At 69.6% G+C, this 25,025-nt stretch carries 23 protein-coding genes; 9 read left to right on the top strand and 14 right to left on the bottom strand.

Translation table 11 applies throughout. The features are described from left to right. Positions 1-6: 6 nt before the first annotated feature. Positions 7-918 (bottom strand): LysR family transcriptional regulator, encoded by a 912-nt coding sequence (locus KR541_RS13465; protein WP_050017005.1) that lies wholly within the window; start codon positions 916-918, stop codon positions 7-9. 99 nt (positions 919-1,017) lie between these two features. Here KR541_RS13465 and mdlC point away from each other — a divergent pair, with 99 nt between their 5' ends. The 4 genes from mdlC to KR541_RS13445 all read left to right on the top strand — a co-directional run bounded on the left by mdlC (position 1,018) and on the right by KR541_RS13445 (position 6,735). After that, complete coding sequence (gene mdlC, locus KR541_RS13460; RefSeq protein WP_050017007.1) at positions 1,018-2,625, top strand: benzoylformate decarboxylase; 1,608 nt, start codon at positions 1,018-1,020, stop codon at positions 2,623-2,625. Positions 2,626-2,654: 29 nt separating this feature from the next. After that, a complete protein-coding gene (locus KR541_RS13455; RefSeq protein WP_050017009.1) occupies positions 2,655-4,106 on the top strand; it encodes an aldehyde dehydrogenase family protein in 1,452 nt (483 codons plus the stop codon). A 14-nt stretch (positions 4,107-4,120) separates the two neighbouring features. Next, positions 4,121-5,065, top strand: coding sequence for a ketopantoate reductase family protein (locus KR541_RS13450; protein WP_124595539.1), 945 nt, complete (start codon positions 4,121-4,123; stop codon positions 5,063-5,065). Between the two features lie 263 nt (positions 5,066-5,328). Then, positions 5,329-6,735 (top strand): MFS transporter, encoded by a 1,407-nt coding sequence (locus KR541_RS13445; protein ID WP_050017013.1) that lies wholly within the window; start codon positions 5,329-5,331, stop codon positions 6,733-6,735. 21 nt (positions 6,736-6,756) lie between these two features. Here KR541_RS13445 and kynA read toward each other — a convergent pair whose 3' ends face one another. From kynA to kynB, 3 genes are all read right to left on the bottom strand, one after another. Further along, positions 6,757-7,692, bottom strand: coding sequence for a tryptophan 2,3-dioxygenase (gene kynA, locus KR541_RS13440; RefSeq protein WP_050017015.1), 936 nt, complete (start codon positions 7,690-7,692; stop codon positions 6,757-6,759). Positions 7,693-7,782: 90 nt separating this feature from the next. Beyond that, positions 7,783-9,036 (bottom strand): kynureninase, encoded by a 1,254-nt coding sequence (gene kynU / locus KR541_RS13435; protein WP_373452494.1) that lies wholly within the window; start codon positions 9,034-9,036, stop codon positions 7,783-7,785. Positions 9,037-9,063: 27 nt separating this feature from the next. Beyond that, positions 9,064-9,705: an arylformamidase gene (gene kynB / locus KR541_RS13430; protein WP_050017019.1), complete on the bottom strand. Its 642-nt coding sequence runs from the start codon at positions 9,703-9,705 to the stop codon at positions 9,064-9,066. Positions 9,706-9,834: 129 nt separating this feature from the next. Between kynB and KR541_RS13425 the strand changes: the two genes are divergently transcribed. Then, on the top strand, positions 9,835-10,335 hold the full coding sequence (locus KR541_RS13425) for an Lrp/AsnC family transcriptional regulator (protein ID WP_006477992.1): 501 nt from the start codon (positions 9,835-9,837) through the stop codon (positions 10,333-10,335). Here the strand turns inward: KR541_RS13425 and KR541_RS13420 are convergent. From KR541_RS13420 to KR541_RS13410, 3 genes are all read right to left on the bottom strand, one after another. Beyond that, entirely contained in the window at positions 10,322-10,831 is a 510-nt protein-coding gene (locus tag KR541_RS13420; RefSeq protein WP_050017021.1) for a flavin reductase family protein, read from the bottom strand. The two genes, KR541_RS13425 and KR541_RS13420, sit on opposite strands and share 14 nt — an antisense overlap. A gap of 279 nt (positions 10,832-11,110) precedes the next feature. Then, entirely contained in the window at positions 11,111-11,776 is a 666-nt protein-coding gene (locus tag KR541_RS13415) for a hypothetical protein (protein WP_050017023.1), read from the bottom strand. Beyond that, positions 11,773-13,179 carry a selenium-binding protein SBP56-related protein gene (locus KR541_RS13410; protein WP_050017025.1) on the bottom strand — a complete coding sequence of 469 codons (1,407 nt, stop codon included), beginning with the start codon at positions 13,177-13,179 and terminating at the stop codon, positions 11,773-11,775. Before KR541_RS13410 ends, KR541_RS13415 begins: the two co-directional genes overlap by 4 nt. Positions 13,180-13,770: 591 nt before the next feature. Between KR541_RS13410 and msrA the strand changes: the two genes are divergently transcribed. After that, positions 13,771-14,331 carry a peptide-methionine (S)-S-oxide reductase MsrA gene (gene msrA / locus KR541_RS13405; protein ID WP_050017027.1) on the top strand — a complete coding sequence of 187 codons (561 nt, stop codon included), beginning with the start codon at positions 13,771-13,773 and terminating at the stop codon, positions 14,329-14,331. A gap of 31 nt (positions 14,332-14,362) precedes the next feature. On the opposite strand, the gene KR541_RS13400 is transcribed toward msrA, so the two are convergent. The 3 genes from KR541_RS13400 to pdxH all read right to left on the bottom strand — a co-directional run bounded on the left by KR541_RS13400 (position 14,363) and on the right by pdxH (position 17,674). After that, a complete protein-coding gene (locus tag KR541_RS13400) occupies positions 14,363-15,664 on the bottom strand; it encodes a DUF72 domain-containing protein (protein WP_050017029.1) in 1,302 nt (433 codons plus the stop codon). Positions 15,665-15,687: 23 nt separating this feature from the next. After that, positions 15,688-16,908, bottom strand: coding sequence for an SAM-dependent methyltransferase (locus tag KR541_RS13395; protein WP_050017030.1), 1,221 nt, complete (start codon positions 16,906-16,908; stop codon positions 15,688-15,690). Between the two features lie 121 nt (positions 16,909-17,029). After that, a complete protein-coding gene (gene pdxH / locus KR541_RS13390) occupies positions 17,030-17,674 on the bottom strand; it encodes a pyridoxamine 5'-phosphate oxidase (RefSeq protein WP_050017032.1) in 645 nt (214 codons plus the stop codon). A gap of 128 nt (positions 17,675-17,802) precedes the next feature. On the opposite strand from pdxH, the gene KR541_RS13385 reads away from it, so the two are divergent. After that, the gene (locus KR541_RS13385; RefSeq protein ID WP_050017033.1) at positions 17,803-18,660 is read left to right on the top strand and encodes a tRNA threonylcarbamoyladenosine dehydratase; all 858 of its coding nucleotides are present in this window, start codon (positions 17,803-17,805) and stop codon (positions 18,658-18,660) included. 108 nt (positions 18,661-18,768) lie between these two features. On the opposite strand, the gene trxA is transcribed toward KR541_RS13385, so the two are convergent. After that, positions 18,769-19,617, bottom strand: a complete 849-nt coding sequence (gene trxA / locus KR541_RS13380) for a thioredoxin (protein WP_050017034.1) — start codon at positions 19,615-19,617, stop codon at positions 18,769-18,771. 52 nt (positions 19,618-19,669) lie between these two features. Beyond that, the gene (locus KR541_RS13375; RefSeq protein WP_050017036.1) at positions 19,670-20,551 is read right to left on the bottom strand and encodes a pirin family protein; all 882 of its coding nucleotides are present in this window, start codon (positions 20,549-20,551) and stop codon (positions 19,670-19,672) included. Positions 20,552-20,768: 217 nt separating this feature from the next. On the opposite strand from KR541_RS13375, the gene KR541_RS13370 reads away from it, so the two are divergent. Continuing rightward, a complete protein-coding gene (locus tag KR541_RS13370; RefSeq protein ID WP_176016142.1) occupies positions 20,769-21,647 on the top strand; it encodes an EamA family transporter in 879 nt (292 codons plus the stop codon). Between the two features lie 45 nt (positions 21,648-21,692). Here the strand turns inward: KR541_RS13370 and KR541_RS13365 are convergent, their stop codons facing one another. Next, positions 21,693-23,225, bottom strand: coding sequence for an N-acetylmuramoyl-L-alanine amidase (locus KR541_RS13365; protein ID WP_050017039.1), 1,533 nt, complete (start codon positions 23,223-23,225; stop codon positions 21,693-21,695). Then, entirely contained in the window at positions 23,207-23,758 is a 552-nt protein-coding gene (tsaE, locus tag KR541_RS13360) for a tRNA (adenosine(37)-N6)-threonylcarbamoyltransferase complex ATPase subunit type 1 TsaE (protein ID WP_050017041.1), read from the bottom strand. Before tsaE ends, KR541_RS13365 begins: the two co-directional genes overlap by 19 nt. A 17-nt stretch (positions 23,759-23,775) precedes the next feature. Here tsaE and queG point away from each other — a divergent pair, with 17 nt between their 5' ends. Then, positions 23,776-25,011: a tRNA epoxyqueuosine(34) reductase QueG gene (gene queG, locus KR541_RS13355; RefSeq protein WP_050017043.1), complete on the top strand. Its 1,236-nt coding sequence runs from the start codon at positions 23,776-23,778 to the stop codon at positions 25,009-25,011. Positions 25,012-25,025: the final 14 nt, after the last annotated feature.

The following is a 25,025-nucleotide window of genomic DNA, read 5'->3' as shown; positions in this document are numbered from 1 at the left end:
AAGGCGTCAGCGCCCTTCGCGCGTGAGGGCGACGAGTTCGTCGAGCAGCTTGCCGGCCGGCCCCGGCAGGATCCCGTGGCGGCGCCGGAACGCGGTGAGCGTGCGCACCGCGACGACTTCGCGTACCGGCAGCGTGTCGATCGTGCCGGCGCGCCGTTCGGCGCCGACCATCGGCTCGGCCATCCAGCTGAGGAAGCCCGCATGCGCGACCAGGCTTTTCAGCGTGATGACCGAGCGCGTCTCGACCGCGATGTCGGGCAACGGCAGCCCGTGCGCGTCGAAGGTCGCGCGCATGTGGTCGAACGGCGCGGTGCCGCGCGGCGGAATCGCCCAGCGCGCGTGCAGCGTATCGGCGAGCGTCGGTGCGCGGCCGAGCGCGCGCAGCGGATGGTGCGGCGCCGCAACGATATGGCTGCGATCTTCCCAGCGGCATTCGGGAATCGCGACGATCTCGTCGGTATCGGGCCCGTGCGCGGACAGCGCGAGGTCGATCTCGTGCTTGATCAGCCCTTCCGCGAGCCGGTCCCACACGCCCTCGATGATTTCGACACGCAGGTTCGGCCAGCGGTCGAGCACGCGGCCGACCGCGACCGGCAGCACGAGGCTCGCGATGCTGCCCACCGTGCCGACCTTGATCGTGCCCTTCGCGAACCCGCGCATCGCGTCCAGTTCCTCGCGCGCATGCTCGGCCTCGTGCTGCAGCAGCGTCGCGTGCGGCAGCAACGCTTCGCCGAACGCGGTGAGTTGCACGCCCTTCGAATGGCGTTCGAACAGCGGCGCGCCGACCTGCTCCTCGAGCCGCTTCAGGATCCGGCTCAGCGCCGGCTGCGTGACATGCAGCGCGTCGGCCGCACGGCCGAGGCTGCCGCACGCGACGATCGTCGTAAACGCGCGCAATTGTCGGAGATCGAAAGTCATGCGGGGACGTAATGGCTTTTCGCAGAAAATACAGTATCCGTGAATGGCTTGCGCTTCGATACTGTGGAAACCGCCAAGCCATCGAGGAGACGCCCGAGCATGTCCGGCACCCCGTCCCATTCCGCCGCATCGATCACCGTCCGCGACGCCGTGATCGATTTGCTCCGCCAGTTCGGCATCGACCGCGTGTTCGGCAATCCCGGCTCGACCGAGCTGCCGATGTTCCGCGACTTCCCCGACGATTTCCGCTACGTGCTCGGCCTGCACGAAGCCGTCGTGGTCGGGATGGCCGACGGCCATGCACAGGCCACCGGCAACGCGGCGGTCGTCAACCTGCATTCGGCGGCGGGCGTCGGCAACGCGATGGGCAATCTGTTCACAGCGTTCAAGAACCGCACGCCGCTGATCGTCACCGCGGGCCAGCAGGCGCGCGCGATTCTGCCGTTCGATCCGTTCCTTGGCGCGACGCAGGCCGCCGAGCTGCCGAAGCCGTACGTGAAATGGAGCATCGAGCCGGCGCGCGCGCAGGACGTGCCGGCCGCGATCGCGCGTGCGTACCGGATCGCGATGCAGGAGCCGCGCGGCCCCGTGTTCGTGTCGATCCCGGTCGACGACTGGGACCAGCCGGCCGAGTGGCTGCCGCGCCGTGACGTCAGCAGCGTCGTCCGGCCCGATCCGGACGCGCTCGCCCGGCTCGGCGACGCGCTCGACGCCGCGCGGCGCCCCGCGTTCGTGGTCGGCGCGGCCGTCGATCGCGCGGGCGCGTGGGACGACGTCGTGCGGCTCGCCGAGCGGCACCGTGCGCGCGTGTACGTCGCGCCGATGTCCGGGCGCTGCAGCTTTCCGGAGGACCATCCGCTGTTCGCCGGCTTCCTGAGCGCGATCCGCGAGAAGATCGTCGCGCGGCTCGACGGGCACGATCTCGTGTTCGCGTTCGGCGCGCCCGCGTTCACCTATCACATCGAGGGCTTCGGCCCGCACGTGCCGCCGGGCGCGACGCTCGTGCAGCTCGTCGACGATCCGGGCGTCGCCGCGTGGACGCCGTCGGGCGATGCGGTCGTCGGCAATTTGCGGCTCGCCGCGCGCGATCTGCTGGCGCGGCCCGCGCCGCCCGAGCGGCCGATGCCCGAGGCGCGCGCGCCGCGGGTGCGCGTCGATGCGCCCGCCGCCGGCGAGCGGATGTCGGTCGCGTTCGCGCTGCAGACGCTCGCCGACGTGCGCGACGCGCAGGACATCGTCGTCGAGGAGGCGCCGAGCGCGCGGCCGGTGATGCAGGAGCATCTGCCGTTCACGCGCAGCGGCACGTTCTACACGATGGACAGCGGCGGGCTCGGCTACGGGATGCCGGCCGCCGTCGGCGTCGCGCTCGCGCGGCCGGGCCGGCGCGTGATCGGGCTGATCGGCGACGGCTCGAGCCTGTATTCGATCCAGGCGCTGTGGAGCGCCGCGCAACTGAAGCTGCCGATCACGTTCGTGATCCTGAACAACCGGCGTTACGCGGCGCTGCAGGATTTTGCGCCCGTGTTCGGCTTCGGCCCGAGCGACCCGGTGCAGGGCACCGATCTGCCCGACCTGGATTTCGTCGCGCTCGCGCGAGGGATGGGCTGCCGCGGCGTGCGCGTGGCCGATGCGGCGCGCCTGCGCGACACGCTGACCGACGCGTTGCGTGCGGCGACGCCAGTCGTCGTCGAAGTCGAGATTGCCTGACGCGCCGCGCGCGTCTTTCCGGAGATTCCATGCAAACCGTAGCGATGCTGATCGGCGGCGAACGCCGCCACTCGTCCAGCGGCGCGACCTTCGTGCGCCGCAACCCGCTCGACGGCGACATCGCGTCGGCCGCGCCCGCAGGCACCGTCGACGATGCGCGCGCGGCGGCCGATGCGGCTGCCCGTGCGTTTCCCGGCTGGGCCTCGCGCGGCCCCGGCGCGCGGCGCGCCTTGCTGCTGAAGGCGGCCGCCGCGCTCGAAGCGAAGCAAGAGCAGTTCGTCGCCGCGATGGCGGCTGAAACGGGCGCATCCGCGCTGTGGGCCGGCTTCAACGTGCAGCTCGCGGCGAGCGGGCTCGTCGAGGCCGCGTCGCTGACCACGCAGGTCGGCGGCGAGTTGATCCCGTCCGACGTGCCGGGCTCGCTCGCGATGGGCGTGCGGCAACCGGCCGGCGTCGTACTCGGCATCGCGCCGTGGAATGCCCCGGTGATCCTTGCGACGCGCGCGCTCGCGCTGCCGCTCGCGTGCGGCAACACGATCGTGCTGAAAGGCTCGGAGCTGTGCCCCGTCACGCACGGGCTGGTCGTCGAGGCGCTGCAGGAGGCCGGGCTGCCGCCGGGCGTCGTCAACTTCGTGACGAACGCGCCCGACGATGCGGGCGCCGTCGTCGACGCGCTGATCGCGCACCCGGCCGTGCGCCGCGTGAATTTCACCGGCTCGACGCGGGTCGGGCGGATCGTCGCCGAAGCGTGCGCGCGCCATCTGAAGCCGGCGGTGCTGGAGCTCGGCGGCAAGGCGCCGTTCGTCGTGCTCGACGATGCCGACCTCGACGCGGCGGTCGCCGCGGCCGCATTCGGCGCGTTCGCGAATTCCGGGCAGATCTGCATGTCGACCGAGCGCATCGTCGTCGACGCGTCGATCGCCGATGCGTTCGTCGCGAAGCTCGCCGCCAAGGCCGCGTCGCTGCCGCTCGGCGACCCGCGCCACGGGCCGGTCGTCCTTGGTTCGCTGATTGACACCAAGGCCGTCGAGCGCTGCAACGCGCTGATCGACGATGCGCTCGCGCACGGCGCGACGCTGCGGTGCGGCGGCAAGGCGGACAGCACGCTGTTTCCGGCGACGCTGCTCGACCACGTGACGCCGGCGATGCGCGTCTATGCGGAAGAATCGTTCGGCCCGGTGAAGGGCATCGTGCGCGTCGACGGCGAGGAGGCCGCGATCCGCTGCGCGAACGACAACGCGTTCGGGCTGGCGTCGGCCGTGTTCAGCCGCGACGTCGCGCGGGCGCTGCGCGTCGCGGCGCGCATCGAATCGGGCCTCTGTCACGTGAACGGCCCGACCGTGCACGACGAGGCGCAGATGCCGTTCGGCGGCGTGAAGGACAGCGGCTTCGGCCACTTCGGCGGCAACGCCGGCATCGCCGCGTTCACCGACCTGCGCTGGATCACCGTGCAGACGGCCCCGCGCCACTACCCATTCTGACGAGGCGGCCGACGATGAGAATCGCGATTCTGGGAGCGGGCGCGATGGGCTCGCTGTTCGGCGGGCGGCTCGCCGAAAGCGGCGAAGCCGTCACGCTGATCGACGTGAACGATGCGCATCTCGATGCAATCCGCCGCGACGGGCTGCGCATCGACGACGATCGCGGCGAACGGCGCATTCGCACGCTGCAGGCCGTGCGACCGGAAGCCGCGAATGCGGCCGCGGCCGGCGCGCCCGACACACCGTTCGACCTGCTGATCGTCTTCACGAAATCGCTGCACACGCGCGCGGCGCTCGATGGCGTGCGCGCGCTGCTGACGTCGGACACGTTCGTGCTGACGCTGCAGAACGGGCTCGGCAACGTCGAGACGCTGAATGCGTTCGTGCCGCTGGAGCGCATCCTGGTCGGCGTGACGACGTGGCCGGCCGATGCGGCCGGGCCCGCGCACGTGCGCTCGCACGGCGCCGGCACGATCCGCATGATGACGGCCGACGGCGCGGCGCGCCCGTTCGCGGCGGCGGTGGCCGACGCGCTGTCGCGCGCGGGGCTCGCGTGCACGCTCGACGCCGACGTATGGGCCGCGATCTGGGAGAAGGTCGCGTTCAACGCGGCGCTCAACACGCTGTGCGCGGCGACGGGCTGCACCGTCGACCAGCTCGGCCATCATCACGACGGGCCGCGGCTCGCGCTCGCGATCGCGGCGGAGACGGCCGCCGTCGCGCGCGCGAAGGGCATCGCGGTCGATGGCGAGCGCATCGCGCGCAACGTCGAGCATGCGATCCGCGACCATCTCGGCCATCGCCCGTCGATGCTGCAGGACGTGCTCGCGGGGCGCCGCACCGAAATCGATGCGATCAGCGGCAAGGTCGTCGCGGCCGCACGCGAAACCGGCGTCGCGGTGCCGCATGCGGAGACGCTGCTCGCGCTGGTCCGGTTGATCGACGCGCGGACGAACTGAGCAACAGGCCGGCGGCCGGCTGGCGCCGCATGACGATACGGATGCCGTGCGCGCGAAGCAACGGCGCTGGATCTTGAAGGATGGGACGAGACACCGGTGCCGATCGATGAGCGCCGGTCGACTGCTGCACAGCATGAGATCCGGGCACGCGTGCGCGCGCCAGCCCGGACAACAGGAGACGCCATGAAAACCATCGAATACCGTTGTCTTGCCGCGCGCCGTTCGCGCCTCTTGCCGCCGACGCACGGTGCATCGGAGGCCGCATGAGCACGCCCGACGCACTGAATGAACGGCGGCCGCCCTCGGTCGACATCGGCACGACGCTCGACGACGGGCCGTTCACGCCGATGCAGCGCGGCGTGGTGCTGCTCGCCGCGCTCGCGATCGTGCTCGACGGTTTCGACGGCCAGTTGATCGGTTTCGCGATTCCGGTGCTGATCCGCGAATGGGGCGTCACGCGCGGCGCGTTCGCGCCGGCCGTCGCGGCGGGGCTGGTCGGGATGGGGATCGGCAGCGCGTGCGCGGGGATCGTCGCGGACCGCTTCGGCCGCCGCCAGGCCGTGATCGGCAGCGTGTTCCTGTTCGGCATCGCGACCTGCGCGATCGGGTTCGCGCCCGACGTCGCGACGATCGCGATCCTGCGCTTTTGCGCGGGGCTCGGGATCGGCGGCGCGCTGCCGACCGCCACGACGATGACCGCCGAATACACGCCCGCGCGGCGCCGCACAATGATGGTGACCGCGACGATCGTCTGCGTGCCGCTCGGCGGGATGCTGGCCGGCCTGTTCGCGCACGAGGTGCTGCCGCGCTACGGCTGGCGCGGGCTGTTCTTCGCGGGCGGCGCGTTGCCGCTCGTGCTCGGCTTCGTGCTCGTGCGCGCGTTGCCCGAATCGCCGCGCTATCTGGCGCGGCGCCCCGCGCGCTGGCCGGAACTCGGCGCGCTGCTCGCGCGGATGCAGCGGCCGGTCGCGCCGGGCACCGTGTTCACCGATGCGAAGGACGCCCGCGCGCCGGGCGGCCGCGGCGGCTTCGGCGCGCTGTTCGCGAGCGGGCAGGCGCGCGACACGGTCGCGCTGTGGTGCGCGTTCTTCATGTGTCTGCTCGCCGTGTATGCGGCATTCAGCTGGCTGCCGACGATGCTCGCGGCGAGCGGGTTGAGCGTGTCGGTTGCGGGCTCGGGACTCACCGCGTACAACCTCGGCGGCGTGATCGGCGCGCTGTTGTGCGCGTGGGCGATCGCGCACGCGGGGTCGCGCTGGCCGCTCGCGCTGTGCAGCATCGGGGGCGCCGCGAGCGCGGTGTGGCTGATGGGCGTCGACGCGAGCCGCCACACGAACTGGCTGATCGTCGGGCTCGGCCTGCACGGGCTGTTCGTCAATGCGGTGCAGTCGACGATGTATGCGCTGTGCGCGTACATCTACCCGACGGCCGTGCGCGCGACGGGGACCGCGAGCGCGCTCGCGTTCGGCCGGCTCGGCGCGATTCTCAGCGCGTTCGCGGGCGCGCTCGTGATCACGGCGGGCGGCGCGGGCGCGTACCTGACGATGCTGGCCGTTGCGATGGGCGCGGTGTGCGTTGCGCTGCTCGCGGTGCGGCGGCACATTCCGCGGCTGTCGCGCGCGCAAACGCAGCCGCGCGAAGGGGACGAACTCGCCCGCACGTCGTCGTGACGTGCGGACGCATCGCGTGCGTTACAGCGTGGTGCGCACGTGCCAGAGCTCGGGGAACAGCACGACGTCGAGCATCTTGCGCAGATACGGCGCGCCGCTCGTGCCGCCGGTGCCCTGCTTGAAGCCGATGATGCGTTCGACCGTCGTCACGTGACGGAAGCGCCACTGGCGGAACGCATCCTCGAGATCGACGAGTTCCTCGGCCATCTCGTACAGTTCCCAGTGCTGCTGCGGATGACGGTAGACCTCGAGCCACGCGGCCTCGACCGTCTCGTCGTGCCGCATCGGCTGGGTCCAGTCGCGCTCGAGCCGCTCGGGCGCGATCGGGAACCCGCGCCGCGCGAGCAGGCGCACGACCTCGTCGTAGAACGACGGCGCTTCGAGCGTCGCGCGCACCTGTTCGAGGATGTCGGCCCGGTGCGCATGCGGCTGCAGCATCTGCGCGTTCTTGTTGCCGAGCAGGAATTCGAGCTGCCGATACTGGTACGACTGGAAGCCCGACGACTGGCCGAGATACGGCCGCATCGCCGAATACTCGGACGGCGTCATCGTCGACAGCACGTTCCACGCCTGGACCAGTTGCTCGAGGATGCGCGACACGCGCGCGAGCATCTTGAACGCGGGCGGCAGCGCGTCGGTGCGCACCGCGTCGAGCGCGCCGCGCAGCTCGAACAGCGCGAGCTTCATCCACAGTTCGCTCGTCTGATGCTGGATGATGAACAGCATCTCGTTGTGATCGGGCGACAGCGGATGCTGCGCGTCGAGGATCGAATTCAGCGACAGGTAGTCGCCATAGCTCATCGACTTCGAGAAATCGAGCTGCGCGTCGTGCCAGCCGGCTTGAGCGTTGGCCTCGCCCGGCACGTGCGGGGCCTCGTGCGCGGCTTGCGCCGGTTGTGCGGCGCGTGTGCCCGAGAACGGGCAGCCTGCCGGCGCGTCGCCGCCGGGCGGCTGCATGTGACCAGAATTCACGACTTTCTCCAGATTTGAATGACGAACGCGTGGCGCGCGCTGCGCATGCGGCGGCGGCGCGCCACGCAATACCGCTCAGGTCACCGCGCCGCGTTCGGCGAACTCGGGCGCCTTCCACGCGTCGGTGGCGAGGATGTCGCGCAGCGTCTCGACCGCATCCCATACGTCGGCGAAGCGCGTATAGAGCGGCGTGAAGCCGAAGCGCAGCACGTACGGCTCGCGGTAGTCGCCGATCACGCCGCGCGCGATCAGCGCCTGCATCACTTCGTAGCCGTGCGGATGCTCGAAGCTCGCCTGCGAGCCGCGCTGGTGATGCGCGCGCGGCGTGACGAGCTTCAGCGACAGGCCCGCGCAGCGTTCCTCGACGAGCGCGATGAACGCGTCGGTCAGCGCGAGCGACTTGCGGCGGATCGTCTGCATGTCGGTCTGCAGGAACACGTCGAGCCCGCATTCGACCATCGACATCGACACGATCGGCTGCGTGCCGCACAGGAAGCGCGCGATGCCCGGATCGGGCGCGAAGCCCGGCTGCATCGCGAACGGCGCGCGGTGGCCCCACCAGCCCGACAGCGGCTGCGAGAAATGCGCGAGGTGACGCTGCGGCACCCACACGAATGCGGGCGAGCCGGGGCCGCCGTTCAGGTACTTGTACGTGCAGCCGACCGCGCCGTCCGCGCGCGCGCCGTTCAGATCGACCGGCACCGCGCCGGCCGAGTGCGCGAGATCCCACAACATCAGCGCGCCCGCATCGTGCACCAGTTGCGTGACGGCCGGCATGTCGTGCATGTAGCCGGTGCGGTAGTTCACGTGCGTGATCATCGCGACGGCCGTGTCCGCGCCGAGCGCGCCGGGCAGGTCGGCCGGATCGTCGATCAGGCGCAGTTCGTAGTTGCCGCCGAGCTGCTCGATCAACCCTTGCGCGATATACAGGTCGGTCGGGAAGTTCGAGCGCTCCGACACGATCACGCGACGCTCGGGCGCGCGCTCGGCCTGGTGGCGCAGCATCGCGGACAGCAGCTTGAACAGGTTGATCGAGATGGTGTCGGTGACGACCGTCTCGCCGGGCGCGCCGCCGATCAGCGTCGCGAGCTTGTCGCCGAGGCGGCGCGGCAGCGCGAACCAGCCGGCCGTGTTCCAGCTGCGGATCAGGCCTGCGCCCCATTCGGCGCCGATCACCTGCTGCGCGCGGGCGGCCGACGCGCGCGGCTGCGCGCCGAGCGAGTTGCCGTCGAGGTAGATCACGCCGTCGGGCAGCGAGAACTGGTCGCGCAGCGGGGCCAGCGGGTCGTCGCGGTCGAGCGCGAGCGCATCTTCACGGGTCTTGATCATCATGATGTGAGGTCGTAGGTCGGGTAGTCAGGAAGCCTGCGCGGGCAGCGCGCGCAGCACCGCGCGCACGGGGCTCGCGTCGAGCGTCGCGAATTTCAGCGGCAGCGCGATCAGTTCGTAGTCGCCGGTCGGCACGTCGTCGAGCACGATCCCTTCGAGGATCGCCATCCGGTGCGCGCGTACGCGGTGATGCGCATCCATCGTCTTCGATTCCTGGGGATCGAGCGACGGCGTATCGATGCCGATCAGCTTCACGCCGTGCGCGGCGAGCAGGTCGACGGTGTCGGGCGCGACCGCGCAGAAGTTGCTGTCCCACTGCTCGACCGCGGCGCGCGCATAAGTGCGCAACAGCACGCGCGGCGGCACGCCGTCGAGCGCGGCTTCCACATCGGCCGGCCGCACGACGGGCGATGCGCCGATGCAATGGATCACGCGGCACGGGCCGAGATAGGTGTCGAGCGGCACCGCGCCGATCGGCGCGCCGTCGGCGTCGTAGTGCAGCGGCGCGTCGCAGTGCGCGCCCGTGTGCGGCGACAGCGTCAGCCGCGCGACGTTGACCGGCGAACCGGCCTCCATCCGCCACACGCGTTCGACGGAAACCGGCGTATCGCCCGGCCACACGGGCGTGGCGGGGCTGACTGGCGGCGAAATGTCCCAGAGTGTGTCCATGGCATGACGAAGCGTGAATCGATGCTTCGAATGATAGGTGGACGCTCGCAGAAAGTGCTTGCGAAATAAACATGGACAATCCGCCGGATTGGCAGATAATTCGACTCAGAGGGAAAACGGGGACCAAAAATGCACGCGATCACGCTCGATGCCACCGACTGCCGGATTCTGGCGGTATTGCAGGAGGAGGGCAGAATCAGCAATCTCGACCTGGCCGAACGCATCTCGCTTTCGCCATCCGCCTGCCTGCGCCGCATGCGCCTGCTCGAGGAGCAGGGCGTGATCGAGCACTATCGCGCGTGCCTGAGCCGCGAGAAGCTCGGCTTCGAGCTCGAGGCGTTCGTGCAGGTGTCGATGCGCAACGAAGAAAATCAATGGCACGAGCGCTTCGCGGAAGCGCTGCGCGAATGGCCGGAGGTGGTCGGCGCGTTCGTCGTGACGGGCGAGAGCCACTATCTGCTGCGCGTGCTCGCGCACAACCTCAAGCACTATTCGGATTTCGTGCTGAACCGCCTGTACAAGGCGCCGGGCGTGATGGACATCCGTTCGAACATCGTGCTGCAGACGCTGAAGGACGAAGCGGGCGCGCCGGTCGGGCTGGCGCGCACGGGGGCGATCAAAGCGGTGTGAGGCCGTGGAAGCCGCCGCCGTGGAACACGAGCGGCGGCGCCGTGTCCGATACCGCGCGCACGCCGCAGCGTTCCACTTCGCCGACGAAGATCACGTGGTCGCCTTCGTCGTAGCGGCTGCGGTTGTGGCATTCGAACCACGCGAGCGCGCCGTCGAGCACGGGCATCCCGGAGTTGCCGGCCGCATGCGCGATCCCTTCGAAGCGGTCGCCCTTGTAGGTCGAAAAGCGCTTGCACAGGTCGAGCTGCGACGCCGCGAGCACGTTCACCACGTAGTGGCTGTTGCCGCGGAACACGGGCGTCGACGCCGATTTGTGCGCGAGGCTCCACAGCACGAGCGGCGGATCGAGCGAAACGGAATTGAACGAACTGGCGGTGATGCCGATCAGCTGGCCGGACGGCGCGCGCGTCGTGATCACCGTCACGCCCGTCGCGAACTGGCCGAGCGCTTGCCGGAACGCGGCCGCGTCGAAATCCGGCGGATTGGCCTGGCTCATCGGGCAGCCATCCGGAACGGGACGGGCGGGCGCGACACGACACGGGCGTGACGGGTGCGGCGGACGAAAGACGACAAGGCGGTCGATTGGGAAGGGGGGCGCATGGCCCGATTTTAGCGGAATCGGGGCCGCCGGGCCCGGTCGGGCGGCGCATCGCGACGGCAGGGTGACGTAGCGAACACTGCGGCGCGCGACCGGCAGCGCGGTTCTGTCCCGTTTTTAACGCCGCGGCCATGCCGCGCGGCATGTCGTTGCGCCAGCGAGCGATCGCTACCCGCGCTATCGCGCCGCCGCCAGCCCGAGCGACAACGCCCCCGTGACGATCAGGCTCGACGCCCACACCGTATCGAGATTGAACCAGCTGCGCGACACGAACTTCAGCCCGAGATAGCGGTACACGAGCCACGCGAGCCCGCCGCCGGCGGCGATCATCGCGGCCGCATGCACGGCCGCGACGACGAGCGCCATCCCGAGATGCGCATCGACGAGCGTTGCCGCCGCGCGGTGGCCGGCATCGCGATCCAGCCCGCACAGACCGAGGTAGATCGGCACGAGCATCAGCCCCGCGCCGTGCGCGAGCGCGACCGCGAACGACCACAGGCCGAGCCGCGCCGGCGGAATCCGCGCGAGCGCCCGCGGATGCCGGCGCCGGATCAGCAGCACCGCGCCGAAGCCGATCACCAGCGCGCTCGCGCCGATCCGGATCGCCGACTGCCACGCGAGCAGCGCCGCGAGCAGCCCGAACGGCAGCATCACCGCGAAGACGGCCAGCGCATGACCGACCGCGAGATAGCCGAGCGCCGCGACGAGGGCGCGACCGCGGCGCGTCATCAGCGCGTTCGACACCGCGAGCGGCCAGCCCATCGCCGGGTTGAGCCCGTGATAGACGCCGCTCGCGAGCACGGCCGCCCACAGCGCGAACGGCGCGGGAAGGCCGGCGCTCAACGCTTGACCGACGGATAGCAGAACGAGTCGGTCGAGCAGTCGCCGCCTTCGAGCCGGATCTGGTGCGCGCGATAGCCGTCGGGGAATTCGACCCAGTAGTCGTCGGCGAGCGTCAGCCCGCCGTCCGGCCCCGCGTGCGCGAGCACCTGCGCGGCCGGCACGCCGTCCGGATAGAACTGATCGTCCCACGTCGAATAGAGCGAGTTGGTCCAGTACACGCGCCGGCCGTCGCGGCTGATCTCGACCATCTGCGGGCCGCCCGCGAACGCGCGGCCGTTCGAGTGCGGCGCACGGCGCGCGATGCCGCCGATGCGCACCGACCCGGCGAGCACCGGGTTGTGCGGGTCCGACACGTCGTACTGGCGCATCTCGCCGGTGCCCCAGCACGACACGTACAGGAAGCGGTCGTCGAGCGACAGGTCGATGTCGGTCACGAGCGGCGGCACCGCGCCGAATCCTTGCAGCAGCGGCGGCAGCTCGTCGGCCGTGGCCGGCTCGGCCGGGATCGTCGCGGTCTTCTTCACATGGAACTTGCCGTCTTCGCGCCACCAGGTCCAGATCGAGCCTTCGAGATTGGTCGTGTCTACCACGACGCCGACGAATCCGTATTCGCGCACCGGGTCGTGCGCGGGCCGCACCTCGAGCGCCATCTGGTGCTGCGCGCCGAGATCGATCGTCTGCACGTTGCGCCGCGCGCGCAGGTCCCAGAAATGCAGCCGGTGCCCGTACTTGTTCGCGAGCAGGTCCTCGGGGACGATCCCGTTCTCGAATTGCGGCGGCAGCGCCCATTCGCTCGACACCATGTAGTCGCGCGGCAGGTTCCACCAGAAGTCGTAATGCTTGTCCTGCGGGCCGCGGTCGATCTCCCAGCGGCCGAGCACGTCGAAGGTCTCGCAATCCATGATGAAGATGCCGGGCGCGCCGTCGGTGCCGTCCTTGCCCGCGCCGCCGAGCGTGCTCACGTAGATGCCCTCGGGCCCGCAATGCACGGTGTGCGGCCGCGAATAGCCGGTTTTCGCGAAGATCTCGTCGGGTTCGATGATCTTGTGGATGCGCGCCTGCGTCGGATGCGGCTTCGTGTCGATCACGTAGATGCGCGACGAGCGCAGGCCGGGGATGATCAGGAAGCGGCGCTCGAGGAACGCATGGCCGGTGAGCGGCGACAGCGACGACGAGCACGCATTCCAGCCGAAATGGTGAAACTCGTCGCCGGTATTCGGCATCGTCACCGTATGGACGATCTTGCCGTACGTCGGCGAACCGGGCTTCACGTCGATCACGGCGAGCGCGTCGGGTCTGGAAAAATCGGGGCTCAGCAACAACGTATAGGCAAACGCTTCCGCCGGCGCCTGCATCGCAAGCTCGGGCGAAGCGTGAAACGTCGGGTCGGGCCGCATGCTCATGGTGATGCCTCCTCGATGGGTTGGGATCGTGAACGCACGGCCGTTCGTTGCGGGCGTGCGGGTCGGGATGGCCGCGCGGGGTGCATCGTGCCGGCGGGTGCGATCGACGCACGGACGCACGTGTCGGTGCCACGCGCGGCGCCGTGCATCAGATCGTGAAAGCGGGGAAAGCGGGTGACGGCGACAGGCCGGATCGCCGCACCGGCGGCGGGGCGGACGGGCGGCAACGTGATGAAGCAGCCGAAGCGGCGCCTCGCGACGCGGCAGCGGCCGGGCGGGTGATGCGGGTGAATTCTGTTAAGGCATGCATAGCGATGTTCCGGCAGATGATGTTTGCATCAGGGTCGGGCATGCATCGAACGCTGCGCGCGTGGCGGCGGGTTTGCCGCCGCGCCAGCGCGTGCCTAAGTGTAGACGAGAATCGTGCAGGCGAGTCGGGCGCGGCACCTGGGTGATCTGCCAGTTTCGCGCGCGAGTGAGATACTTGCCGGAGTGCCGCTGCGTGCCGCCCCGCGGGCGGGCGGCGGCGACGCGAAACGACGGCGCCGGTACTGGCGTGCCGGCTGCCTTCATCCACGAGGGACTGATTTCATGGGGAACGAGATGCTTGAAACCGCGACGCTCGGAGGCGGGTGTTTCTGGTGCACGGAGGCCGTGTTTCTCGACGTCGACGGCGTGACGGCCGTGCAGTCGGGTTACGCGGGCGGCCATACGCGCAACCCGGGCTATCGCGACATCTGCGAAGGCGACACCGGCCACGCGGAAGTCGTCAACGTGACGTTCGATCCGGCGCGCATCGGCTATCGCGAGATCCTCGAGATCTTCTTCGCGACGCACGATCCGACCACGCTGAACCGGCAGGGCAACGACGTCGGCACGCAGTACCGGTCGGTTGTGTTCACGCATTCGGATGCGCAGCGCGACACGGCGCTCGACGTGATCCGCGAGCTCGAACGCGAGCAGGTGTTCGGCCAGCCGATCGTCACACAGGTCGTGCCGCTCGACGGCAACTACTGGCCGGCCGAGGACTATCACCAGAACTATTACGCGCGGAACCCGGGGCAGGGCTATTGCTCGGTCGTGATCGGGCCGAAGCTCGCGAAATTCCGGCAGAAGTTCTCGCACCGGCTGAAGTCGCTGCGCGGCGCCTGAGCGTCGGCGGCGCAAGCCGGCGAAACCAGCGTCAAGCCGCCTCGTTGCGCCACTGCGCGCACGCGGCGGCGATTTCGCGGGCGAGCGCGATGCACGACAGCGGCGCGGAGCCTTCCGCCTTGTTGTTGATCGTGATGATCACCGGCTGCCCGGCCAGCGCATAGCGCGCGGCGAGTTCTGCGAGCGCCGAGCGCGTGGCCGGATCTTCGTCGACGAGCTTGTCGAACGGCTCGTATTTCGCTTTCGCCTGCTCGTACTTGAAGCCGCCGTGCAGGCTCCAGCGCACGATCAGCGGGCCCGGCGCATCGCCGTCGAGCAGTGCGAGCGCGGCGGCCTGGCGCAGCGGGTCGGGCATCCGCGCGTGCAGGCCGACGCAGTAGCGCACGCCGAGCGCGGCCAGCGCGCGGATGAAGCGCGGCGTGAGCAGGCTCGCGTCTCGGATCTCGATCGCGTAGCGCGTGCCGTCGGCGTCCGGCGGCAGCGGCGGCAGCGCCGCGAAGAACGCGGCGAGCCGGTCGATCAGCGCGGCCGGCTCCGCGAGCAGCTGATCGGGCAGTGGCGAGAACTGGAACACGAGCACGCCGGCTTTCCGGCCGAGCCCGTCGAGACACGGCTGGACGAATTCGCGGGTCGCGAGCTGGGCATCGAGGAAGGTCGGGTTCGGCCCGGACGGCTCGCCGCGCCGGCCGCGGATCACCGCGTCGGTCACCGCGGCCGGCGCCTTCACGACGAAGCGGAAATCGTCGGGCACCTGCTGCGCGTAGCGCAGGTAGTCGGCCACCGACAGCGGCCCGTAGAACGACCGGTCGAGGCTCACGCTCTTCAGCAGCGGATGCGCGCCGTACGCTTCGAGCCCTTCGCGCGACAGCTTCGTCTGCGCGAAATCGCCGTCGTAGACGATGCCGTTCCAGCCGGGGAAATACCACGACGACGTGCCGAGCCGCACGTTCGGCGGGAGGCCTGCCGCGGCGTCGGCCACGTCCGCCGAGATCGGCGCGGGCAGTACGCCGCGCTTGCGGCGGCCTTTCTTCGGCTCGGCGGCCGGCGGGGGCGGTTCGTCCCACAGCAGGCCGGACGACGGGGCAGGCTCGTCGTCATCGGCGGCGGGGCGGGAGGTCTGTCGGGCAAGCCGCGTCGGTCGCGCGTCCTCCTGCGCGTCCGGCGTCACGTGCTCATCGGCGCTGGCGGGGCGATCGTCGTCCGGCGGCGACGCGCGTGCGGCATCCGTCGGCACGCCGAACAGATCGAACTGTCCGTCGGCGTGCGACTCGTTGGCGTCGTCGCGCGGCTGTCGTTGCGGCGGCGCGTTGCGCCGCGTCCTGCCGTCACCCATGCATGCCCTGCGTGATGCGCCGCCTAGCGCGGCAGCGCGTGTTCGTACATGTAGCGCCGCGACCACGGCAGCGTTTTCGCGCTGCGTCCGGCCTTGCGGCACACGATCTGGAAGATCGACACGTCGTCGTGCTCGAACGCATACGCGCAGCCGGCGAGATACACGCGCCAGATGCGGAATTTTTCGTCGTCGACGAGCTTTCTCGCTTCCTCGGCTTTCGCTTCGAAGTTTTCCGTCCAGATATCGAGCGTGCGCGCATAGTGCCGGCGCAGGCTTTCGACGTCAACCGCCTCGAGGCCGCCGCGCTGCGCCGCTTCGAGCGCGAGGCTGATGTGCGGCAGCTCGCCGTCCGGGAACACGTAGCGATCGATGAATTCGCCACCGCCGAGCGCCGTTTCGCCGCTTTCCGCGTCGGTCGACGTGATCCCGTGATTCATTGCGATGCCGTCGTCGGTGAGCAGCTCGCGCACGCGCGAGAAGTAGAGCGGCAGGTTCTTGCGGCCGACGTGCTCGAACATCCCGACGCTCGTGATCCGGTCGAACTGGCCGTCGATCTCGCGGTAATCCTGCAGACGAATCTCGATCTTGTCCTCGAGCCCCGCGGCCTTCACACGCGCGGTCGCGAGGTCGAACTGGTTCTGCGACAGCGTCACGCCGAGACACGTCGCGCCGAACTTCTGCGCGGCGCGCAGCACGAGCGCGCCCCAGCCGCAGCCGATGTCGAGCAGGCGCTGGCCGGGCTCGAGCTGGATCTTCGTCAGGATGTGGTCGATCTTCTTGATCTGCGCGGTGGCGAGATCCTCGTCGCCGTTCTCGAAGTACGCGCACGAGTACACCATGTTCTCGTCGAGCCACAGCTGGTAGAACGCGTTCGACACGTCGTAGTGGTACTGGATCGCCTTCTTGTCGGTGCTCTTCGTGTGATTGAAGTAGCGTTTCACGCGGGCCAGCTTGCTCGCGCTCGTCACGGTGCTGCGCGCGAGCGAGTAGCCGATGTTGATGATGTCCGACAGCTTGCCTTCGATGTCGATCTTGCCCTTCACGTACGCCTCGCCGAGATTGTCGAGGCTCGGTTCGAGCAGCAGCGGCAACGCCGATGCGCTGTTCACCTTCAGCGTGACCTGCGGCGCGCTGAAGGTGCCGAAATCGAGTTGATCGCCGTTCCACAGCACGAGTCGCGCCGGTATGTTCGCTTTTGCCCGTACTTCATCCGCCCACTGTGCCAGCTTCTTTTCCCAGAACATTTGGATTCTCCGTTTGTTCGTTGAATCGAATACAGCCAAGTATCTTGACCGGCGCCCACCGCTTGCGGCGCAGGCACCCGGATGCAACACGAGACACGACCGGCGCACGCCGGCGCCGCGCTTACGGCGACAGGCGCGAGATCGTCCAGCCCGGCGCCGCCGCGGCGTCGCGCGTATAGAGCAGGCGGTCGTGCAGCCGCGACGGGCGCCCCTGCCAGAATTCGATCGCGTCGGGCACAAGGCGGTAGCCGCCCCAGTGCGGCGGGCGCGGCGGGTTGTCGCCGTAGCGTTCGCTGACGGCCTGCTCGCGCGCTTCGAGCGTCGCGCGGCTGTCGATCACGGTGCTCTGGTCCGACGCCCATGCGCCGATGCGCGAGCCGAGCGGGCGCGATGCGAAATAGCGGTCGCTTTCTTCCGCGCTGGTTTTCTCGATCCGGCCCTCGATGCGCACCTGGCGCTCGAGCTCGATCCAGTAGAACAGCAGCGCGGCTTGCGGATGCACGGCGAGATCGTGGCCCTTGCGGCTGTCGTAATTGGTGAAGAAGACGAACCCGCGTTCGTCGACGCCCTTGATGAGCACGATTCGGGCCGACGGCCGGCCGTCGGCGCCGACGGTCGCGAGCGTCATCGTGTTCGGCTCGGGCAGCTTGGCGGCGAGCGCCTCCTTGAACCAGCGATCGAACTGGGCGAACGGGTCGGGGGCGGCATCGGCTTCGTCGAGCGAAGCACGCGAATAGTTGATGCGAAGATCGGCGAGAGTCGTCATGTTATGCAAACGCTTCAATCTGGGGCCAGTATAGCTAACGCGCGAGAATCGTGCGTGCACAGTGGGGCGGGGGAGCGGGGAGTTCAGGCAAAATAGAGGGCTGCACGACTTACGTTTTCCTTGCTGCCATGTCCTCCGCCGACGCTGCCCCGCCCCGTTCTTCTGATCTTACCCCGACCCCGGAAATCCAGCTTGACGTGGATCGCGCCCGGCGTTTCGGCGGCGTCGCGCGCCTGTACGGCGCGCCGGCGGCCGCCGCGTTCGAGCGGGCGCACGTCGCGGTGATCGGGATCGGCGGCGTCGGGTCGTGGGTGGCCGAGGCGCTCGCGCGCAACGCGGTCGGCACGCTGACGCTGATCGATCTCGACAACGTCGCGGAAAGCAACACGAACCGGCAGGTCCATGCGCTCGACGGCAATTACGGCAAGCCGAAGGTCGACGCGATGGCCGAGCGGATCGCGCTGATCGATCCCGCGTGCCGCGTGAACCGGATCGAGGATTTCGTCGAGCCCGACAACTTCGACGCGCTGCTCGGCGGCGGCTTCGACTACGTGATCGATGCGATCGACAGCGTGCGCACGAAGGTCGCGCTGATCGCATGGTGCGTCGCGAAACGGCAGCCATTGATCGTCGTCGGCGGCGCGGGCGGACAGCTCGACCCGACGCGCATCCGCATCGACGATCTCGCGCTGACGATCCAGGATCCGCTGTTGTCGAAGGTGCGCGCGCAATTGCGCAAGCAGCACGGTTTTCCGCGCGGGCCGAAGGCGCGCTTCAAGGTCAGCGCCGTATATTCGGACGAGCCGCTGATCTATCCGGAAGCGGCGGCCTGCGACATCGAGGACGGCGCGGAGCCGTCCGCTGCCGCGCATGTCGCGGGGCTCAACTGCGCAGGCTTCGGTTCGAGCGTGTGCGTGACCGCGAGCTTCGGTTTCGCGGCGGCCGCGCATGCGCTGCGGGCGATCGCGGCACAGGCGGCCGGCTGAGCGCGCGGCGCGCGGGCAGGGAAGGATGACGCTTCGGCGCGGGGAGCGCGCCGCGGGCGAGACGGCGATGCAGCCGGGCCGTTGCGGTCCGGCCAGTCGCGCGTCAGGTCAGTTGAGCGCCATGCTCAGCTTGCGTCGCCATGCGGCGACGAGGTCGGGGCGATCGCCGGCCAGTTCGAACACCGAGATCATCGTGCGGCGGCCGAGGTCGTCGCCGTATGCGCGATCGCGCGTCACGATTTCCAGCAACTGCTCCAGCGCCCCTTCGTACGCGCGCCGCGCGATCAGGCTCTGCGCGAGGTCGAAGCGCGCGTCGAGATCGGCCGGGTTCGCCGCGATGCGTGCCTCGAGCGCGTCGGTCGGCGGCAGGTCGGCCGTGGCGTCGAGCGCGTCGAAACGGGTCTTGATCGCCTGGTAGCGCGGGTCGCCGTTCTGCACGGTCTGCGGCGACAGGCGCTCGGTCTCCGCGCGCGCGGCGTCGACTTCGTTGCGCGCGAGCAGCAGCTCGATCAGGTCGAGGCGCGCGTCGTCGTAGCCGGGGTTCAGCGCGAGCGCCGCTTCGAGGTGCGTGAGCGCATCGTCGAAGCGCTGTTCGGCCATCGCGTACTGCGCGGCGCGGCGCTCGGCTTCCTCGGCCGCCGGCAGCAGCCGGTCGAGGAACGCGCGCAACTGCCCTTCGGGCAGCACGCCGACGAACTGGTCGACCGGCCGCCCGTCGGCGAACGCGATCACGTGCGGGATGCTGCGCGTCTGGAAGTGCGCGGCGAGTTCCTGGTTCTCGTCGACGTTGACCTTCACGAGCTTCCAGCGGCCGGCGTAATCGGCTTCGAGTTTTTCCAGCAGCGGGCCGAGCGTCTTGCACGGGCCGCACCACGGCGCCCAGAAGTCGACCAGCACGGGCGTGTCCAGCGACGCCTCGATGACGTCTTTCTCGAATGTGGCAAGCGTGGTGTCCATGTCGTTCTCTTCCGTTCGAATATCGTCAGGATGGGGGCGGCGCGCCGCTTTTTCAACGCGGCTTCGATTCGGGCAGCGGAATCCACTCGGTCTCGCCGGGCACCTTGCCCATTTCCTGGCGCGTCCATGCTGCTTTCGCGTGCTCGATCGCGTCGCGGCTGCTCGCGACGAAATTCCATTCGATGAAGCGTTCGCCGTCGATCCGGTCGCCGCCGAGCAGCATCGCGCGCGCACCGCTGCCGCTCGTCAGCGCGACCGTCGCGCCCGGCGCGAGCACGGCCATCCGTTCGGCCGGCACCGGCGTGCCGTCGATCGCGAGATCGCCATCGACCACGTAGACCGCGCGCTCCTCGTGCGACGCATCGAGTTCGAGCCGGCCGCCGACCGCGAATTCGGCCGCGACGTACAGCGTGCGCGAGAACGTCGTCACGGGCGAATGCAGCCCGAACGCGTCGCCGGCGATCACCGTCAGCGCGACGCCGTTTTCATCGCGCTTGGGCAGCGTGTCGGCGGCGTGGTGCTCGAACGACGGCTCGGTCGTCTCGTGCGTTTTCGGCAGTGCGACCCAGGTCTGGATCCCGTGCACGGTGTGGCCGTTCGCGCGCTGCGCGTCGGGCGTACGCTCGGAGTGGACGATCCCGCGGCCGGCCGTCATCCAGTTCACGTCGCCCGGCACGATTTCCTGCAGCGAGCCGAGGCTGTCGCGATGCAGGATCGCGCCGTCGAACAGGTAGGTGACCGTCGCGAGCCCGATGTGCGGATGCGGGCGCACGTCGAGCCCCGTGCCGGCCGGCAGTGCGGCGGGCCCCATGTGATCGAAGAAGATGAACGGGCCGACGAGGCGTGCGGCGAGCGCGGGCAGCGTGCGGCGCACCTGCAGGTTGCCGATGTCGCGCACGTGCGGCTTCAGCAGGGCTTTGATCGAGTCGGTCATGGCGGGCCTCGTGGGGAGCGGCTGGGTTGGCGGTCATTGTACTGGCGGCGCGAGGCGGCCGCGGCAGGCACGCGTCGTGCTGCGTCCGCCGCGCGGCACAAGCCACCGCGTCCGCCGCCGATTCCATATGCGCCGCGCGGGTATCGGGCGCGGCGGCGAAACCCGGTAGACTGACCGGCTTCACAACGACAATTCGACAATCGAGGAGACGCCGATGATGGCCCCGAAGGACTTGCTGCTCGCGCTGGTCGTGATCCTGGCGTGGGGCGTGAACTTCGTCGTGATCAAGGTCGGCCTGCACGGCATGCCGCCGATGCTGCTCGGCGCGCTGCGCTTCACGCTCGCGGCCGTGCCGGCGGCGTTCTTCGTGCGGCGGCCGCAGATTTCGTGGCGGCTGCTGGTGCTGTACGGCGCGACGATCCAGCTCGGCCAGTTCGTGTTCCTGTTCACCGGCATGTACGTCGGGATGCCGGCCGGCCTCGCGTCGCTCGTGCTGCAATCGCAGGCGTTCTTCACGCTGGTGTTCGCGATGCTGTTCCTCGGCGAGCGGCTGCGCGTGCAGAACCTGGTCGGGCTCGCGATCGCCGCGGCCGGGCTCGTCGTGATCGCCGCGCAGGGCGGCCGCGCGATGACGCTCGCGGGCTTCCTGCTGACGATCTGCTCGGCCGCGATGTGGGCCGTCGGCAACATCGTCACGAAGAAGGTCGGGAAGGCCAACCTCGTGTCGCTCGTCGTGTGGGCGAGCCTCGTGCCGCCCGTGCCGTTCTTCCTGCTGTCGCTGTGGTTCGAGGGGCCGCGGCGGATCGCGACCGCGCTCGCCGGGCTCGACGGCGCGTCGATCTTCGCGGTCGTCTATCTCGCGTTCGTCGCGACGCTGCTCGGCTACGGGCTGTGGAGCCGCCTGCTGTCGCGCTACCCGGCCGCGCAGGTCGCGCAGTTCTCGCTGCTGGTGCCGATCGTCGGGCTCGCGTCGTCGGCGCTGCTGCTCGACGAGCATCTGACGCAATCGCAGCTGATCGGCGCCGCGCTCGTGATGGGCGGGCTCGCGGTGAACGTGTTCGGCGGGAAACTGCTGAGCCGCTTCGCGGCATCGTGACGCGCCGGCACGCGCGGCGTGCCGGCGGCAGGGAACGGGTGACGCTCAGGCCATCCGGTTCTTCGCGAGCGGCGGATTCGCGGCGAAATAACGCTTGATGCCGCGGAAGATCGCGTCGGCCATCTCGTCGCGATAGCTGTCGTCGTTGAGGCGGCGCTCTTCGTCCGGGTTGCTGATGAACGCGGTCTCGACGAGGATCGACGGAATGTCGGGCGCCTTCAGCACCGCGAACCCGGCCTGCTCGACCGAGCCCTTGTGCAGCTTGTTGATGCCGCCCACTTCCTTCAGCACGTAGTTGCCGTAGCGCAGCGAGTCGCGGATCTGCGCGGTCGTCGACATGTCGAACAGCGCGCGGTTCACGGCCGCGTCCGCCGTCTTGATGTTGATGCCGCCGATCAGGTCCGACGAATTCTCCTTGTTCGCCATCCAGCGCGCCGCGGCACTCGTCGCGCCGTGGTCGGACAGCGCGAACACCGACGAGCCGCGCGCGGACGGCGTCGTGAACGCATCCGCGTGGATCGACACGAACAGGTCGGCGCCGACGCGGCGCGCCTTCTGCACGCGCACGTTCAGCGGCACGAAGAAGTCGGCGTCGCGCGTCATCATCGCGCGCATGTTCGGGGCGGCGTCGATCTTCGCGCGCAGCTTCTTCGCGATGTCGAGCGCGATGTGCTTCTCGTACGTGCCGCCGCCGCCGATCGCGCCCGGATCCTCGCCGCCGTGGCCCGGGTCGATCGCGACCGTCAGCAGGCGTACCGTGCCGCCCTTGCCGGATTTTGGCGCGGTGAACTTGTAGGTGTCCCCGTCGTCGTCGTTGTCGTCGCGGCGCGCGATGACGGGCGGCGGCTTGACGGCCGGCTTCGCGGGCGTCGACGGCGTGCCGGCGGCCGGCGGCGTATGCGGCGCGGCCGGGGTGTTCTGCGCGAAACGCTGGAAGAATGCGTCGCTGTTGTCGCCCGCGCCCGCGCCGGGCGGCGGGGTGCCCGGGCCGGCCAGCGTGGACGGCGGTTGCATCTGCTGCGCGCGCGCGGTGTCGTTGAGCGCCTGTTCCTTGCGTTCCGTCTGCGCGATCAGGTCGGACAGCGGATCGGGCGCGACGGCCGGATACAGGTCGAACACGAGCCGGTACTTGTACGTGCCGACGGGCGGCAGCGTGAACACCTGCGGCTTCACCGAGCCTTTCAGGTCGAACACCATCCGCACGACGTGCGGCTGATACTGGCCGACGCGCACCGACTGGATCTGCGGATCGTTCGGCGCGATCTTCGATACGAGATCGCGCAGCGCCTGGTCGAGGTCGAGGCCGTTCAGATCGACGACCAGGCGGTCGGGACCCTGCAGCAGCTGTTGGCTATTCTGCAGCGGCTGGTCGGATTCGATCGTGACGCGCGTGTAATCGCGTGCGGGCCACACGCGCACGCCGAGCACCGACGACGCGTGCGCGAGCCGCGGCGCGACGAGACCGAGCACCAGCGTCGACGCCCCCGCGCGCAGGATCTGACGGCGCCGCCAGTTGTGCGTCGCGGTGGCCGCCGATTCGATCGAGCGGAACGGTTTGATCAACATCTTTCGAGACATGCCTTTCCTGAAGCGCTGTACGCCCGGACGGTGAGGGCACGGCCGTCGCCATCCACGTCGAGCGAGAAAACCAGATCGGGCACGCCGAGCAGCGCACCCGCCTGTTGCGGCCATTCGACGAGGCAGATCGCGCTGGAATTGAAATATTCGCGAAAGCCTGCATCGGACCATTCGGCCGGATCGTTGAATCGATACAGATCGAAGTGATAGACCTCGAGTTCCCCGTCGCTGCGCTCGAGCGCGTACGGCTCGACGAGCGTATAGGTCGGGCTGCGCACGCGCCCCGGGTGGCCGAGGCCGCGCAGGATCGCGCGCACGAGGGTCGTCTTGCCCGCGCCGAGATCGCCGACCAGCTGGATCTGCAGCCCGTCGAACGCATGGGCGCGGCCGAGCTCGATGCGCGCCGCGTCGAGCGCGTGCGCGAAGCGGGTGCCGAAGGCCTCGGTTGCAGCTTCGTCGGCGAGCGCGATCACGCGCTCCGCGAGCGGGGCGGGCAACATGGCATGAGGCGGTTGGCTGGACGTGGCTGGCATTCTCGTAAAATAGTGCGATGAACCGACTACCGGAACGCGCCGCATCCGACAGGCCTTCGACTCATGGCGAAGGCGCGGCGCCGTGCGCGCTCGACGATGCGGCGTTGAGTGCGCTCGCCGCTCGCATCAGGGCGTGGGGGCGCGAATTGGGTTTCGGGGCGATCGGCATCAGCGACACCGATCTCTCGGATGCCGAAGCGGGCCTTGCCGCCTGGCTGGAAGCCGGATACCACGGCGAAATGGATTATATGGCCAAACATGGGATGAAACGCGCGCGGCCGGCCGAACTTGTGGCCGGTACGCGACGCGTGATTTCCGTGCGGCTCGCCTATATGCCGGCCGAAACGCTCGCGGCCGACACGCCCGACGACGAGCCCGGCGCGCTCGCGCCGCACGACTGGCGCGCGCGCGAACGGGCGCGGCTCGACGATCCACAGGCGGCCGTCGTGTCGATCTATGCGCGCGGCCGCGACTATCACAAGGTGCTGCGCAACCGGTTGCAGACGCTCGCGGAGCGCATCGAGCACGAGATCGGCGGGTTCGGCTACCGCGTGTTCACCGATTCGGCGCCCGTGCTCGAAGTCGAGCTCGCGCAGAAGGCCGGGGTCGGCTGGCGCGGCAAGCACACGCTGCTGCTGCAGCGCGATGCCGGCTCGCTGTTCTTTCTCGGCGAGATCTACGTCGACCTGCCGCTGCCGACCGACGCGCACACGTCGCCCGACAGCGCGCCCGAGGCGCCCGGCGCGCACTGCGGCAGCTGCACGCGCTGCATCGACGCGTGCCCGACCGGCGCGATCGTCGAGCCGTACCGCGTCGACGCGCGCCGCTGCATCTCGTATCTGACGATCGAACTGAAAGGCAGCATCCCCGAGCCGCTGCGGCCGATGATCGGCAATCGCGTGTACGGTTGCGACGACTGCCAGCTCGTGTGCCCGTGGAACAAATTCGCGCAGGCCGCGCCCGTCGCCGACTTCGACGTGCGGCACGGCCTCGACCGCGCGACGCTCGTCGAGCTGTTCGCGTGGGACGGCGAGACGTTCGATACGCGGATGCAGGGCAGCGCGATCCGGCGCATCGGCTACGAAAGCTGGCTGCGCAATCTCGCGGTCGGGCTCGGCAATGCGCTGCGCACCGGCGCGGACCGGCTCGCGCCGCCGGCGCGCGCCGCGATCGTCGCCGCGCTGCGCGCCCGCGCCGACGATCCGTCGCCGATCGTGCGCGAGCATGTCGAATGGGCGCTGCGAGCCGCGTGAAGGCGGCGTAAAGT

The organism is Burkholderia sola (assembly GCF_905400185.1).
Lineage (GTDB): Bacteria > Pseudomonadota > Gammaproteobacteria > Burkholderiales > Burkholderiaceae > Burkholderia > Burkholderia sola.
Note: the sequence above shows the minus strand (reverse complement) of the source record. Positions and strands in the feature narration are given on the sequence as shown.

What these genes read in the sequence shown, in the direction of transcription:
- KR541_RS13465 (WP_050017005.1), bottom strand. Translation starts at nt 918, where the DNA reads ATGACTTTCGATCTCCGACAATTGCGCGCGTTTACGACGATCGTCGCG.
- mdlC (WP_050017007.1), top strand. Translation starts at nt 1,018, where the DNA reads ATGTCCGGCACCCCGTCCCATTCCGCCGCATCGATCACCGTCCGCGAC.
- KR541_RS13455 (WP_050017009.1), top strand. Translation starts at nt 2,655, where the DNA reads ATGCAAACCGTAGCGATGCTGATCGGCGGCGAACGCCGCCACTCGTCC.
- KR541_RS13450 (WP_124595539.1), top strand. Translation starts at nt 4,121, where the DNA reads ATGAGAATCGCGATTCTGGGAGCGGGCGCGATGGGCTCGCTGTTCGGC.
- KR541_RS13445 (WP_050017013.1), top strand. Translation starts at nt 5,329, where the DNA reads ATGAGCACGCCCGACGCACTGAATGAACGGCGGCCGCCCTCGGTCGAC.
- kynA (WP_050017015.1), bottom strand. Translation starts at nt 7,692, where the DNA reads ATGCAGCCGCCCGGCGGCGACGCGCCGGCAGGCTGCCCGTTCTCGGGC.
- kynU (WP_373452494.1), bottom strand. Translation starts at nt 9,036, where the DNA reads ATGATCAAGACCCGTGAAGATGCGCTCGCGCTCGACCGCGACGACCCG.
- kynB (WP_050017019.1), bottom strand. Translation starts at nt 9,705, where the DNA reads ATGGACACACTCTGGGACATTTCGCCGCCAGTCAGCCCCGCCACGCCC.
- KR541_RS13425 (WP_006477992.1), top strand. Translation starts at nt 9,835, where the DNA reads ATGCACGCGATCACGCTCGATGCCACCGACTGCCGGATTCTGGCGGTA.
- KR541_RS13420 (WP_050017021.1), bottom strand. Translation starts at nt 10,831, where the DNA reads ATGAGCCAGGCCAATCCGCCGGATTTCGACGCGGCCGCGTTCCGGCAA.
- KR541_RS13410 (WP_050017025.1), bottom strand. Translation starts at nt 13,179, where the DNA reads ATGAGCATGCGGCCCGACCCGACGTTTCACGCTTCGCCCGAGCTTGCG.
- msrA (WP_050017027.1), top strand. Translation starts at nt 13,771, where the DNA reads ATGGGGAACGAGATGCTTGAAACCGCGACGCTCGGAGGCGGGTGTTTC.
- KR541_RS13400 (WP_050017029.1), bottom strand. Translation starts at nt 15,664, where the DNA reads ATGGGTGACGGCAGGACGCGGCGCAACGCGCCGCCGCAACGACAGCCG.
- KR541_RS13395 (WP_050017030.1), bottom strand. Translation starts at nt 16,908, where the DNA reads ATGTTCTGGGAAAAGAAGCTGGCACAGTGGGCGGATGAAGTACGGGCA.
- pdxH (WP_050017032.1), bottom strand. Translation starts at nt 17,674, where the DNA reads ATGACGACTCTCGCCGATCTTCGCATCAACTATTCGCGTGCTTCGCTC.
- KR541_RS13385 (WP_050017033.1), top strand. Translation starts at nt 17,803, where the DNA reads ATGTCCTCCGCCGACGCTGCCCCGCCCCGTTCTTCTGATCTTACCCCG.
- trxA (WP_050017034.1), bottom strand. Translation starts at nt 19,617, where the DNA reads ATGGACACCACGCTTGCCACATTCGAGAAAGACGTCATCGAGGCGTCG.
- KR541_RS13375 (WP_050017036.1), bottom strand. Translation starts at nt 20,551, where the DNA reads ATGACCGACTCGATCAAAGCCCTGCTGAAGCCGCACGTGCGCGACATC.
- KR541_RS13370 (WP_176016142.1), top strand. Translation starts at nt 20,769, where the DNA reads ATGGCCCCGAAGGACTTGCTGCTCGCGCTGGTCGTGATCCTGGCGTGG.
- KR541_RS13365 (WP_050017039.1), bottom strand. Translation starts at nt 23,225, where the DNA reads ATGTCTCGAAAGATGTTGATCAAACCGTTCCGCTCGATCGAATCGGCG.
- tsaE (WP_050017041.1), bottom strand. Translation starts at nt 23,758, where the DNA reads ATGCCAGCCACGTCCAGCCAACCGCCTCATGCCATGTTGCCCGCCCCG.
- queG (WP_050017043.1), top strand. Translation starts at nt 23,776, where the DNA reads ATGAACCGACTACCGGAACGCGCCGCATCCGACAGGCCTTCGACTCAT.